General features: G+C 47.8%; 11 protein-coding genes. 6 read left to right on the plus strand and 5 right to left on the minus strand.

Annotated features, from left to right (window positions below; all coding sequences use genetic code 11):
* Positions 1-4: 4 nt before the first annotated feature.
* The 3 genes from ACE3K2_RS00085 to ACE3K2_RS00095 are packed head-to-tail and all read right to left on the minus strand — an operon-like array spanning position 5 to position 2,637.
* A complete protein-coding gene (locus ACE3K2_RS00085; protein WP_421885279.1) occupies positions 5-790 on the minus strand; it encodes an ABC transporter permease in 786 nt (261 codons plus the stop codon).
* Positions 791-794: 4 nt separating this feature from the next.
* A complete protein-coding gene (locus tag ACE3K2_RS00090) occupies positions 795-1,589 on the minus strand; it encodes an ABC transporter permease (protein WP_421885282.1) in 795 nt (264 codons plus the stop codon).
* Between the two features lies 1 nt (position 1,590).
* Complete coding sequence (locus tag ACE3K2_RS00095; protein WP_421885284.1) at positions 1,591-2,637, minus strand: ABC transporter ATP-binding protein; 1,047 nt, start codon at positions 2,635-2,637, stop codon at positions 1,591-1,593.
* Between the two features lie 128 nt (positions 2,638-2,765).
* Between ACE3K2_RS00095 and ACE3K2_RS00100 the strand changes: the two genes are divergently transcribed.
* Both ACE3K2_RS00100 and ACE3K2_RS00105 read left to right on the plus strand, forming a co-directional pair.
* Complete coding sequence (locus ACE3K2_RS00100; RefSeq protein WP_421885286.1) at positions 2,766-3,809, plus strand: LCP family protein; 1,044 nt, start codon at positions 2,766-2,768, stop codon at positions 3,807-3,809.
* A 131-nt stretch (positions 3,810-3,940) separates the two neighbouring features.
* Positions 3,941-5,260: a glutamate-1-semialdehyde 2,1-aminomutase gene (locus ACE3K2_RS00105; protein ID WP_421885289.1), complete on the plus strand. Its 1,320-nt coding sequence runs from the start codon at positions 3,941-3,943 to the stop codon at positions 5,258-5,260.
* A 204-nt stretch (positions 5,261-5,464) separates the two neighbouring features.
* On the opposite strand, the gene ACE3K2_RS00110 is transcribed toward ACE3K2_RS00105, so the two are convergent.
* Positions 5,465-6,859 (minus strand): PLP-dependent aminotransferase family protein, encoded by a 1,395-nt coding sequence (locus ACE3K2_RS00110; protein WP_421885291.1) that lies wholly within the window; start codon positions 6,857-6,859, stop codon positions 5,465-5,467.
* A 160-nt stretch (positions 6,860-7,019) separates the two neighbouring features.
* Here ACE3K2_RS00110 and ACE3K2_RS00115 point away from each other — a divergent pair, with 160 nt between their 5' ends.
* The 4 genes from ACE3K2_RS00115 to ACE3K2_RS00130 all read left to right on the plus strand — a co-directional run bounded on the left by ACE3K2_RS00115 (position 7,020) and on the right by ACE3K2_RS00130 (position 11,778).
* Positions 7,020-7,952: a DMT family transporter gene (locus ACE3K2_RS00115; RefSeq protein ID WP_421885294.1), complete on the plus strand. Its 933-nt coding sequence runs from the start codon at positions 7,020-7,022 to the stop codon at positions 7,950-7,952.
* A 115-nt stretch (positions 7,953-8,067) separates the two neighbouring features.
* The gene (locus ACE3K2_RS00120; protein WP_421885297.1) at positions 8,068-9,174 is read left to right on the plus strand and encodes a GerAB/ArcD/ProY family transporter; all 1,107 of its coding nucleotides are present in this window, start codon (positions 8,068-8,070) and stop codon (positions 9,172-9,174) included.
* Positions 9,155-10,624 carry a spore germination protein gene (locus ACE3K2_RS00125; protein WP_421885300.1) on the plus strand — a complete coding sequence of 490 codons (1,470 nt, stop codon included), beginning with the start codon at positions 9,155-9,157 and terminating at the stop codon, positions 10,622-10,624. Before ACE3K2_RS00120 ends, ACE3K2_RS00125 begins: the two co-directional genes overlap by 20 nt.
* A complete protein-coding gene (locus ACE3K2_RS00130; protein WP_421885302.1) occupies positions 10,621-11,778 on the plus strand; it encodes a Ger(x)C family spore germination protein in 1,158 nt (385 codons plus the stop codon). Before ACE3K2_RS00125 ends, ACE3K2_RS00130 begins: the two co-directional genes overlap by 4 nt.
* 77 nt (positions 11,779-11,855) lie before the next feature.
* On the opposite strand, the gene ACE3K2_RS00135 is transcribed toward ACE3K2_RS00130, so the two are convergent.
* On the minus strand, positions 11,856-12,272 hold the full coding sequence (locus ACE3K2_RS00135; protein WP_421885305.1) for a sensory rhodopsin transducer: 417 nt from the start codon (positions 12,270-12,272) through the stop codon (positions 11,856-11,858).
* Between the last annotated feature and the right edge of the window lie 168 nt (positions 12,273-12,440).

A 12,440-nucleotide genomic window follows, 5' to 3' on the forward strand; every position in this document is an offset into this window, starting at 1 on the left:
GCTATTATGATCCTGCTCCGCGATACCGTTTCACACCATAATTCCACAGAAGCAAGCCCATGGAACCAAACACTAACCCCATCACAGGTGTAAGGAGCGCCATACGATGCATCTCGGACCTCTCCAGGAATAAAGCTGCCGGATATATGCCCACGAAGGCAAACGGAATGATCCAGGTTAGCAGCACCTGAATGGCACGGTTATAGATCGTTACCGGGTAACGCCCATACCCTTGAATGTTATACATCAATGGCAGAATACCTGTTGGTGCGTCCGAATAAAAGGACAACGAAGTCAGTGTGGTATAGATCCCGGCATAGATCATGACTGAGCTGAGTGCCAAAATAATCAAGGCAGGGATATGCCACCATTCCAGCACCAGACCCATGTCTGCTCCACTAAAGATCATGATGATCAATCCGATAAACGAGCCCACAAGTGCAGGCGGGTCTACATTTTCAAGCAAGATCTGGAACAGATTATGAGCAGGGCGTGTCAGGATACGATCCATCTCGCCTTTGACAATATACCGCTCACTGAATCCCCACAGATTGATAAAACAACTGAAGATGCCATAGGGCACCATAAAATATCCATAAACAAAGAGCACTTCACTCTCACTCCAACCGCCCAGGTTATCCGTATGGCGAAAGACCACAAAGATAAAGATCAGGTTGGTTGCCTGGAACAGCAGATCCGATAGAATCTCCACCCAGAAATCGGCACGGTACGTGAGTCGTGTTTTCATGTAGTTTTTTAAATATTCCCAGATCAGACCCATATAGTACATTCCGTTATCCCCCTTGCACGAACAGACGCTTGCGCGCCTTACGCCAGATCAGTACCATCGGAAACAGTAACACGGCAAACCAGAACACCTGAATACCGAGTACATTCCAGATGGCGGTACCTTCCACTCTTCCAGTGAAAACCGAACCGGGCAGATACGTAATGGCCTGAAAAGGTAATACCTTCATCACCGCAGACATCCAGCCTGGATACAGGCTGATCGGGATGATCAGACCGGAGAACAAATCAACCACGACGCGTTTCATACGCATCATGCCTTCATTGTTTTCCACAAAAAATGCTGCCAGTCCCGTTATGACATTAATCTGGGAATTAATGAGGAAACTGAAGAACAGCATGACAAGAAAGCCAATCCACGCCGATGGCGCCGTAGGCAGTTCAACCGGGAACAGCAGAATGGCAATGAGCATCCCTGGAATCATGAGGAGCAGGAAGCGGAAGATGCCTTCACCAAGACCCTGCATCATTTTGACCATAACGTAATTGATCGGCCGGATGAATTGAATCGCAATGGAGCCATCCCGGATGTCTGCGGCAATCTCCCGGTCCAGGTTGTTAAAGTAAAAAGCACGTGCCATCCAGGATACAGCGATATAAGTTGTCATCTGCGCTGCCGTGAAGCCGCCAAGTTCACCACTGCTGCCGTAAATGGCTTGCCAGGTAAAGTAATACACGCCGATATTCAGCGTATATATCAAAATGCCGGAGTAATAATTCACCCGGTATGCCAGCATCGTTAGAAAACGGATGCGCATAAAATCAATAAATGCACTATTCATCTCAGGATACACCCGCCGCTTCTTTCCCTGCTCCCACAATCTCGGGACGCTCGGCGGAACCGGACTGGTATATACTCCGCACAATCTCATCCGTGTTAATCTCGATAATTTGAATATCGGTAATATCAGCCTGTCCAACGACACGTCCGAGTACATCCGAAACATTCAGTTCCAGTGGAATCCATACAGATGCGGACAATTCATTCTCTACCGTCCAACGCACAGGTAACGCAGCAGTCCATTCCTGCATCTGACTGATGTTGTGAGCTGAGCCAAACTTGAAGCGGATCTCCCGCTCCTTGCCCCACTGGGACTTCAGATGATCCAGACCCCCATCATAGATGATGTTGCCTGCATCAAGCATGATCACCCGGGAACACAGGGCCTCAATGTCCTGCAAATCGTGGGTGGTGAGCAAAATGGTTGTTCCATGCTCCTTGTTCATGTCTTTCAAGAAATCCCGAATTTCCGACTTCACCACAATATCCAAACCAATGGTTGGCTCGTCCAGAAAAACAATACTCGGGTTGTGCAACAATGCTGCCACTAACTCGCAGCGCATACGCTGACCGAGACTGAGCTTCCGTACCGGACGACTTAGCAGATCCTGAAGCTGCAACCGCTCAACCAATTCATCGAGCCGTTTGCGGAAGTCTGTCTCTCCTACACGATATACTTTGCGCAATAAATGGAAGGATTCGATAACGCCAATATCCCACCACAATTGACTGCGCTGACCAAAAACAACACCAATATTCTGTACAAACTTCTCCCGTTCCTGATACGGAACATATCCACCAACTGATATTTGCCCTGAAGTAGGCACCAAAATGCCGGTTAACATCTTGATCGTTGTTGATTTACCGGCACCGTTCTCCCCAATATATCCGCATATTTCGCCCTGCGGAATCTGAAATGAAATATCATTTACAGCCAATACCTCTTGGTATTGACGTGCAAACAGATCCTGGAACGCGCCCTTCAGCCCACCTCGGCTTTTCTGGACGCTAAACGACTTGCGCAAATCTTTGACATCAATCGCCAGCATGATTATACCTCACTTGGATTTTGTTGAAATTGCTTGTAGCCCAAAAAGAAATTATAATGGTATCAGTCAAAATTCAGCAATACCCGAACTCGTTTTTTATTTCATCTCAAATACAAAGGAGAGCTAGCATGACCAGAAAGACGAAGAGAACCATCTGGATTTCTCTTGCCGCCTTCGTGTTGATTATTGGAGGAGCAGCGGCATATTATTTCGGTTCTATTCTCAATCAGTTGGACGGTTTGGCAAAGGACGGCGACGATTCACCCTTCGCAGGGATCGAGAATGTGGAAAAAGTAAATACGCCCGACCCTCCAAAATGGGAAGGCACTGAAACGGTAAATATTCTCGTCATGGGTGTTGATGCACGCGGATTAAAAAAAGGTGAAGTTCCCCGCTCTGACAGCATGATGGTCGTATCGCTCGACCCGCTTACCAAAAAAATCAATCTGTTCTCCATTCTGCGCGACACTTACGTCAATATTGACGGATATGGCAAGGAGCGGATCAATACCGCCATCACCCATGGTCCTAATGCAGCGATGCAAGCTGCCGGCGACCTGCTCGGCATTCCTGTACAGTATTATGTGTATACGGATTTCCAGGGATTCATCAAATTGGTGGATGCCGTTGGCGGTGTTGATTTTGATGTGGAGAAAGACATGCACTATACAAGTAAAGCAGACAATAACGAATACGATATCGATCTCAAAAAAGGGTATCAGCATCTGGATGGCGAGACAGCTCTCATGTACGTTCGTTTCCGTCATGATGCAATGTCGGATTTCGCCCGTTCGGAGCGTCAGCGTGAATTGCTAAAAGCTGTAACGGCGAAAATGCAGTCAACAACTACCATTGCCAAACTGCCAGCCATTCTGGAACAGGTTAATCCTTACGTGGATACCAATCTGACACTCTCCGATATGTGGAAGCTGGGTGGACTCGGCTATCAGAGCAGCATGAACGGCAGTGAGCAGATTCCACCAATGAACCTGCTCAAAGAAGAACGTACAGCAGGCGGTGCACAAGTATTGACGGTTACCAATGAAGAGAAATTGAAGCAGCATATTCAGGATATTATTCACCCGCCTGCTACAACAGAGGATGGTACAACCAGCACCGAAGATAAAACAGCCAGTGGTGACGATCAGAAGTCAGAACAACCGGCTCAGTAATCTAAACATGCAGAGGGCAGCCATTACGCTGCCCTCTCGTTGTGCCCGGCTGTACTATTATGAGAAAATCATCATATCTTTCTGTGGCTTGTACCTTTATCATATTTTGAATTACGAAAGGAAGTTATCTTATGAAACCATCACGTTCCCGATCCGAACTTCTATACGCAGAAGCACTTGAACATATTGTAGGAGGTGTTAACAGCCCTTCACGGTCGTTTAAAGCCGTTGGTGGCGGTGCACCTGTATTTATGAAAAAAGCCCAAGGCGCCCACTTCTGGGATGTTGATGACAACCGTTATATCGATTATCTGGCCGCTTACGGTCCAATTGTTACAGGACATGCCCATCCTCATATTACGCAGGCCATTACGGAAGCAGCAGCAAATGGAGTCCTGTACGGTACCCCGACAGAGCTTGAGATCAAACTTGCCAAAATGCTGAAAGAAGCCATTCCTTCCATGGATAAAGTGCGCTTTGTTAACTCCGGTACAGAGGCGGTCATGACCACAATTCGGGTAGCTCGTGCCTACACCAAACGCAACAAGATCGTAAAATTTGCCGGATGTTATCACGGACACTCGGATCTGGTGCTTGTGGCTGCAGGTTCTGGCCCTTCCACGCTGGGGATCCCGGATAGTGCCGGCATTCCTACCAGTATTGCGCAAGAGGTCATCACCGTGCCTTACAATGACCTGGATAGCCTGAAAGCTGCACTGGAGCGCTGGGGTGACGATGTTGCCGCGGTCATGGTTGAACCGATCGTTGGGAACTTCGGTATGGTTATGCCGGAACCTGGCTTCCTGGAAGGTCTCTGTGCCATGACACGCGCCAACGGCTCACTGGTTATCTATGACGAGGTTATTACGGCTTTCCGTTTCCATTACGGTTCTACGCAAACGTATGCCGGACTCGATAATCATGCGGAGATTGAACCGGATCTGACGGCTCTTGGTAAAATTATTGGGGGTGGCCTGCCAATTGGTGCTTATGGCGGACGCAAACATGTTATGGAGCAGGTTGCCCCACTCGGACCTGCTTATCAGGCAGGTACGATGGCTGGTAACCCTGCATCCATCTCGGCGGGTATCGCATGTCTGGAGGTCCTGCAAGGCGCGGGTGTATACGAAGAGATGGAACGCCTTGCTATCGACCTGACGGCTGGTCTGCAGGCTTCTGCTGATCGTCATGGGATTGCACTGACAATCAACCGGATTCGTGGTGCATTCTCCACCCATTTCTGTGACCACCCAGTTACCAACTACGATCATGCTCAAGACACGGACGGAGAACGTTTTGCTTCCTTCTTCCGTCACATGCTGGACCGTGGCATTAACCTCGCTCCATCCAAATATGAGGCTTGGTTCCTGACCACGGCTCATACAGACGAGGATGTTCAGGCTACATTGGAAGCCGCCGAAGCTTCCTTCAAGGCGATGGCTCAGGAATAAATAGAATTCATTCCATACACATGTAGCTTTAAAGCCGATGCTTCATGGATAACACTCACGTTAAAAGGCGTCCGACAAGTGATCAACTTGTGTGGACGCCTTTTGTTATATACGGACAGTGGTGAGTGGTCACATACGGCTAGATGTTATGTGCAACAACTTTATGCGTTTAAATGTTATCGCCTTGCTCTTATAGTCTTGTCTTTATCTCTGACTGATCTGCAGTTTCAAAATTTCCTCCCGGATCACCTGCATCCCTTCTTCGATTCGCTGCTTCGGCACATTGGAGATATTCAGTCGCAGCATCTGATCCTCATGCACCTGATATGTCCCCTCCGGATAATACCGTTCTGTCGTATCAACGATGACTCCGCGCTTTTGGAGCCGGGACAGCAGAACACGAAGTGGCATATCACCAGCTAAAGGTAACACCGTATGCTCTCCTCCTGTTCGAGGAGCGTCCTTAAACGGAGCAAAGTCTGGATATGTGTCCAGTTGCTCATGCACCGTGTGCATCCGGGCAGCATAGCGATTACGAATCACTTTCCTGTGATGAGCAAACATTCCGCTGTGGACATAGATCTCCAGCGCAGCTTGAGACAGGACGGAAGTGTCGATATCGAGCATTTTTTTGTATGCACCAAACGATTCAATTAAAGGCGAAGGCAGAACAGCTACACCAATGCGCAAGCCTGGAAACAAAATTTTGGAGTAACTCTTCAGATAGATGATCCGGCCTTCCGTATCATAAGACCATAACGGGTCCTGTTTTGTATTGTCCTCCAGATCAGCTAGATAATCATCCTCCACCAGATACACATCGTACCGCTGTGCAAGCCGGATCAGTCTCTTCTTCTCGGCAACAGTTAACGATGTGCCAATCGGATTATGAAAGCGCGGCATGACATAGAAAAACTTGAACTCTTCCTCAGCGAACTGACGTTCAAGCGATGCCCAGTCCAACCCATTTTGGGTACGTCTCACACCAGCAATAGGCACATTCAATCCACTTAGTAGGGAAGGCATATTGTGATAGGTCGGGAGTTCAAGCATTACTTTTCTCTTTTCATTGGGAAAAGGCATCAATGCAAGTACAGCCAGCGCCTGTTGCACACCTGATGTAATAAAGAACTGCTCTTTTCTCGCAAACACCTGATAATCCGCAAACTGCTTTTGCAACAGCAGAATGAGCGAAGGTAATCCCTGATTCGTGCCATACATGAATAACTCTGCCTGTTTCTTCTCCATCGCCTGATCCACACAATGACGAAAATCTGCATAAGGGAACACCCGCGGATCAGGGGCAGCGGAAGCAAAGTCCAACGCTCCCTGCCAGTCCATGTCCTGAGCACCTGTCCCGTTCTGTACGGCATAATAGCCGGATTGAGGTATGGCGTACACCAAATGCCTCTGTTCCAGCCACTCATATGCACGAATTGCTGTGCTTATACTGCATTGATATTGTTCAGCTACAACTCGAACGGCTGGAAGCCGGATGCCCTTATCTGCCCACTGGCGACGATCCTGCTGCTGCATCTGTTCCTGAATCCACTGCTTTAAGGCTTCGGCGATCACTTCGTATTTTCTCACTGCACCCATCCCTCTCCCACAATTGTACCGTTACAGTTTAACCTTTTATCTATTGTAGCACGAAGCACCTGGCGGTATATTGAATAAGGCCAGCACGTACCTCGAACCTGACATGTTTGCAGGATAATTAAAGGTAATACGGTATGACTATTGTATTGGAGGAGCATTTATGAACACTCACACTCGGGGATACGCTTATATCGCAGCTGTATTATACGCGGCTATTATCGGCCTATCTTTTTTATTTGTTAAAATGACTGTCACTGTTGCACATCCGATTGATGTGCTTGCCCACCGATTCGCGCTATCGCTAATTGTTGTCAGCATTCCTGTCATTTTGGGTTGGATCAAAATCCGATTGAGCCTTCGTGATCTATGGCGGATCATTCCACTGGGGCTCTTATCTCCCGTCTTATTTTTTGCTTTTCAAGCCTTTGGACTCGTATCTTCCAACTCATCGGAAGCCGGTATTATTCAGGCAATGGCGCCTGTGTTCACACTTGTTCTCGCTTCAGTCTTCCTCAAAGAACGCACATCCACGATGCAGAAGCTGTTTCTGCTTCTGTCTGTCGCTGGTGTGGTCTTTATTTTCATCATGCAAGGAAGTGGCATGTCTATAAGTAACCTGAAGGGCATTGCATTATTGCTATTATCGACGGTCTGTTTTGCAGGTTATGGTGTGCTTGCAAGACCATTAACCCAGAAGTATAAACCGATGGAATTAACATGGGTCACTCTGATGGTTGGTTGTATCGTATTTAACGCAACTTCCCTGATCCGTCATGCTTCCAGCGGCTCCATGATGGATTACATCAAGCCACTTGGAGATGCATCCTATCTGGGTGCCCTCGCTTATCTGGCGATCCTCTCCACCATGATCTCCACCCTGCTCGCGAGCTATGCCCTGACATATCTGGAGGCTTCCCAAATGAGTGTATTCAGCAATCTATCCACGCTCATCTCCATCGTAGGGGGTGCATGGATACTGCACGAACCGGTGGGCAGCTACCACTATATTGGGGCATTGTTGATCATTGCCGGCGTCCTTGGTACCAATATGAGCAGCCGTAAACATAGGCTGGTCACTGGGATCAAAGCATGAGGTAATTTCTATACAAGAAGCCATGGGTATTCGTTATTTCGACTGACGGTATGAAGCGCTCCAATCCCGTGAACACTGCTGAGGACAGTCTATTGGGAAAAGGGGACCTCTCAGCATGAAACGAACACAGCCTTCTTTTTTGCAAGCTATGATGTTGATCATGTTGTCCGTTGGCTTGATCAGCCACGTTCTGATTATTCCTGCCCTTTTGGCTGCGGCCAAAAGGGATTCTTGGATTTCCGTCCTGTTATCGGCCGGACCATTTCTGATATTTGCATTAATGCTCGCTTATGTCTCTCGTTTCCTCCAGCATCAAACCCTGCATGAATGGTTAACATCCCGTCTCGGCAAGCCCATTGGCATGTTATTTCGCGTTGGGAACAGTCTCTTTTTTCTGAGCGCAATCTATTTCACCCTGCACGATACCACGACTTGGGCCAAAACAAATTACCTGACAGAAACGCCAATTCTGGTAACCAGTATTGCCCTCATGTCTCTCTGTGCCTATGGGGCATATAAAGGCTTACGCTCACTGGCATTTACGGCAGGATTGATCCTTCCACTAGTGGTACTGCTGGGCTTCTATGTTGCAATTGTGAACACCCAATACAAGGATTACAGCCGTCTCCTGCCTGTATTAGAACATGGCTGGCATCCGGTGCTGAATGGCATGATTTACAGTCTTGCAGGCATGTTTGAACTGCTGTTCATCTGGTATATCCAGCCTCATCTCTCCAAACGTATACGTGTATGGCAGTATCTGATGCTCGCACTCATTCTTGTGGGACTGACTGTCGGCCCACTCATCGGGGCGATTGTGGAATTTGATCCTTTTGAGGCTGCCAAAATGCGATATCCCGCCTTTGAAGAATGGCGAATTGCCTCCTTGGGCAAATACATCGCCCAAACCGACTTCTTTTCCATCTACCAATGGCTCGCAGGCTCGTTCACCCGGATTAGTCTCGCCATGTATATTGTAGTAGAAATATGGAATATTAAGAGCTCTACCAGAAGGCTTATCAGTTGTATCTCGTTAGGTGTCTTCTTTATTCTAACCATGTTGTATCCTCTGGATGATATGACCTTCGAAAAGCTTCTGGTCGAATACATATTTCCGTTCAATCTCGTGTATCTGAGCGGACTTGCGCTTATCGCGACGACGGTTGCCTTTATCCATTCACGCCATCAGAGGAGGAAACATCATGGAGCATCAAGCGATTGACACCACGTCCCATGAAACACTGCTTGCCTCTTTGAAAGAGCAGTTCAATCCATGTGCAGATGTTGTTATTCAGACCTTTCCTGTCAAAGATGAATCCGATCAGCCCGTTATTTTACTCTATTGCGAAGGACTGGTCGATGGTAAACAAATCAATCAATTTATTATTCCCCGTCTGGAGCAGCACTCGCTGATCATTGAGGAATCACATCCCAAAGAACTGGGATTAACCTTAAACCCGATTGAGGATATCACCAATTTCAAGAAAATTAATCTCTTGATTTTTAGCGGACAACTACTGATCATTTTCGGTAATGGCGTGCAATCCTGCAGTCTGGATATCGCCGACATCCCGGGACGCAGTCCAGAAGAATCAGCTATTGAGACATCAGTCAAAGGCCCGCGCGATGGATTCACCGAAGAACTCACGACCAACGTGGCCCTTATTCGCAAACGAATGAAAACATCCTCGATGTGTTATGAAAAATATGTCAAAGGCGGTCGTACTCAAACTGCCATTGGACTTCTATATGTAAAAGATATTATTAATCCAGACATTCTGAAAGAAGCAAGACACAATCTGGATCAGATTGAGATTGACGGCATACTGGGTACCTCAATCATGGAGCGAGCTGTCATGGGAGGAGTTCGGAGTATTTTTCCACTCACAGATAATACCGAACGTCCTGATTTTGTCGTCGATTCCCTGTTAAATGGGCGTTTTGCCGTTCTCATTGAAGGTTCTCCTGTCGCGGTCATCGCACCAACTACACTTTTCAATCAGTTGAAGTCCCCTGAAGACAAAAGCACACCTTTTTTCATCGTTACCTTTGAACGAATTTTGCGCATATCCGGACTGCTGATTGCCTGTTTCTTCCCAGCCTTCTATATCGGCCTGACCAGTTTCAATGTGGAACAGATTCCACTACCTCTCTTGGCTACAATTGCCGGTACTCGAATGGGCTTGCCCATGCCGGTGACGCTGGAAGCCTTTTTAATGATTTTTATGTTCGAGTTATTTAACGAAGCCGGTCGCAGGTTACCACGTGCGTTAGGGCAGACGGTCAGCGTGGTGGGCGGACTTATCATTGGGGATGCAGCCATTCGTGCCGGGATTACATCACCCACCATCATAGTCACGGTAGCGATCTCGGTCATCTCCAGTTATATCCTCGTGAATACCGTGCTCAGCGGGGCTACTGCACACATTCGTATCGGAATGCTCATTGTGTCGTCGATCCTTGGATTATTTGGATTTATGATCGGACTGTTCGCGCTGTTGGTACACCTCGTATCGTTGGAGTGTTATGGCGTATCCTATCTGTCACCCGTATCTCCCTACATTCCGGGAGACTTCACTCAGGCCGTATCCATGCCCCCTTCCATGAAAAAAAACAAGCGTCCAGAAGCACTTCACACCCAAGATTCCACTCGCTGGAGAAAACGGTCATGATTAGATGGACGTCCATAAGTGGCCTGCTTGCGGGGTGCTTGATCCTGCTAACGGGATGCTGGGATTCCAAAGAGGTGCAAAGTATTAACTTTATCACGGCCATTGGAGTAGACTATGTGGACAACCAATATATTGCGTATGCCCAATTAATTGACTTCTCCAGTATCGCCAAGCAGGAGGGGCCAACTTCGCGAGAAAAGAGTGAAATCTGGATTGGACGGGGTGAAGGCACAACACTGAGTATGGCTATTAATAATCTGTACGAAACTTCACAACAACAAACGCTATGGACTCATGTCAAAGCCATTGTTTTATCAAAAAATGCTCTGGAAGGGAAGCTCGAGGATATATTTAACACGTTGCTGCATTCAGGTCAACTGAGATATACACCCTGGATTTACGCGACTGAGCAGGACATTCCGGAAGTGCTCTCCCCTTCTGCGCTGCTGAACCAATCCGCCCAGACCATTGAGTTATTTGAGCCCATGAGGCTATACAAACAACATTCCGGGTACGAACCTATCCGGCTCCATCAGCTTCTTGATGGATTACGGGAACCCACTTCCGTCATTCTTTTACCCTCGGTTTCAACGAGGAATGAAACCTGGTTCAACGGCGATAAAACTCCACCCCTTGTCAGAATGGATGGATTTTATGTCATCTCCAATGGCAAAAGTCAGGGTAGAGTTTCAGGAGCAGACACAGATGGTACAAGATACGTAAATTATGAGCGTGTTCATCAATATCCATTGTACGTGTATGGGAACGGCGGGAAGACTCCTGATCTAACCCTGATGCTTCGTGATCCCAAGACTAAAATTAAGGCGAGGAAACAAGGAGACGGCGTCACATTTGATCTGGTCACCTCGGTCAAAAGTTCCATTACCGAAGACCATGGAGCCCCACGCACGCCTCATGCCATGGAACAAGAAGCCGAAAAACAGATCGAATCCCAAATTCGCGATACGTTTGAGAAAACCAAGTCACGCAAGATTGATTCATACGGTCTTGTGGAACATCTATATCGCCACAATTTACCTTTATGGAAACAGGAAGCTGCCCAACGGGCTGATCCCATCGAGCGTTTCAAGCTTGGCAAAGTGGAGGTCCATGTGGATATCCTGAATGCAAGTACGTATAAATACAGTAAATAAAAGAAGACCTGAGACCTGCATTACATGCAAGGTTACCGGTCTTCTTTTTGGGTTGAATTTCATGCCAAGTCGCAATGTTATCCCAATGGATACGCCATGACACTCATTAATGCCAATTCAGGCTGGGTTGTGTCCAAGCGACTGTACTGGATAATGACAGGGATGTTGCTGGAAACAGTGATCGCATAAGGTACGCCTGACGGGATAGACAACTCTCCAGATCGCAGCGATGCAGTACGAATATGTTTTGTTCTTCTCGCTGGCACCTCCGCCACCATATCTTCGAGCGGTTCTCTGTCTTCAAAATAGATTGTGATGTTCAGCTCTGCATCCGTTGTACCTGTGTTTAATACACAGATGCTTTCGTGACTCTCCAGTGTGCCGCTGCTCTCCGGCGGGATGTAGCCATCAGGGATAACCCAGTAGGTATGACCTGTGGCGGTCGGATCGTTCTTATGGGCTGATGTGCCTTGGCTGGTCGAGTCCAATGTCATTGAAATTTATCCTCCAATCATTAAGTTAAAATCAGGTGGGCTCGCACGCAGTCGCTCCGGTGGACGGATCGGGCTGTGGGCCGCTGTTGGCTCGGGATTTCTATTTATTCCCCCTCAGCAGGGGAAATCCCGCTCCAAAGGCGGACGCTCCGCTCCCTCTACCCGATT

The sequence above is a fragment of the Paenibacillus sp. genome (genome assembly GCF_048976745.1).
Lineage (GTDB): Bacteria > Bacillota > Bacilli > Paenibacillales > Paenibacillaceae > Paenibacillus.

What these genes read in the sequence shown, in the direction of transcription:
- ACE3K2_RS00125 (WP_421885300.1), top strand. Translation starts at nt 9,155, where the DNA reads ATGGAGCATCAAGCGATTGACACCACGTCCCATGAAACACTGCTTGCC.
- ACE3K2_RS00095 (WP_421885284.1), bottom strand. Translation starts at nt 2,637, where the DNA reads ATGCTGGCGATTGATGTCAAAGATTTGCGCAAGTCGTTTAGCGTCCAG.
- ACE3K2_RS00130 (WP_421885302.1), top strand. Translation starts at nt 10,621, where the DNA reads ATGATTAGATGGACGTCCATAAGTGGCCTGCTTGCGGGGTGCTTGATC.
- ACE3K2_RS00115 (WP_421885294.1), top strand. Translation starts at nt 7,020, where the DNA reads ATGAACACTCACACTCGGGGATACGCTTATATCGCAGCTGTATTATAC.
- ACE3K2_RS00105 (WP_421885289.1), top strand. Translation starts at nt 3,941, where the DNA reads ATGAAACCATCACGTTCCCGATCCGAACTTCTATACGCAGAAGCACTT.
- ACE3K2_RS00110 (WP_421885291.1), bottom strand. Translation starts at nt 6,859, where the DNA reads ATGGGTGCAGTGAGAAAATACGAAGTGATCGCCGAAGCCTTAAAGCAG.
- ACE3K2_RS00100 (WP_421885286.1), top strand. Translation starts at nt 2,766, where the DNA reads ATGACCAGAAAGACGAAGAGAACCATCTGGATTTCTCTTGCCGCCTTC.
- ACE3K2_RS00085 (WP_421885279.1), bottom strand. Translation starts at nt 790, where the DNA reads ATGTACTATATGGGTCTGATCTGGGAATATTTAAAAAACTACATGAAA.
- ACE3K2_RS00135 (WP_421885305.1), bottom strand. Translation starts at nt 12,272, where the DNA reads ATGACATTGGACTCGACCAGCCAAGGCACATCAGCCCATAAGAACGAT.
- ACE3K2_RS00120 (WP_421885297.1), top strand. Translation starts at nt 8,068, where the DNA reads ATGAAACGAACACAGCCTTCTTTTTTGCAAGCTATGATGTTGATCATG.
- ACE3K2_RS00090 (WP_421885282.1), bottom strand. Translation starts at nt 1,589, where the DNA reads ATGAATAGTGCATTTATTGATTTTATGCGCATCCGTTTTCTAACGATG.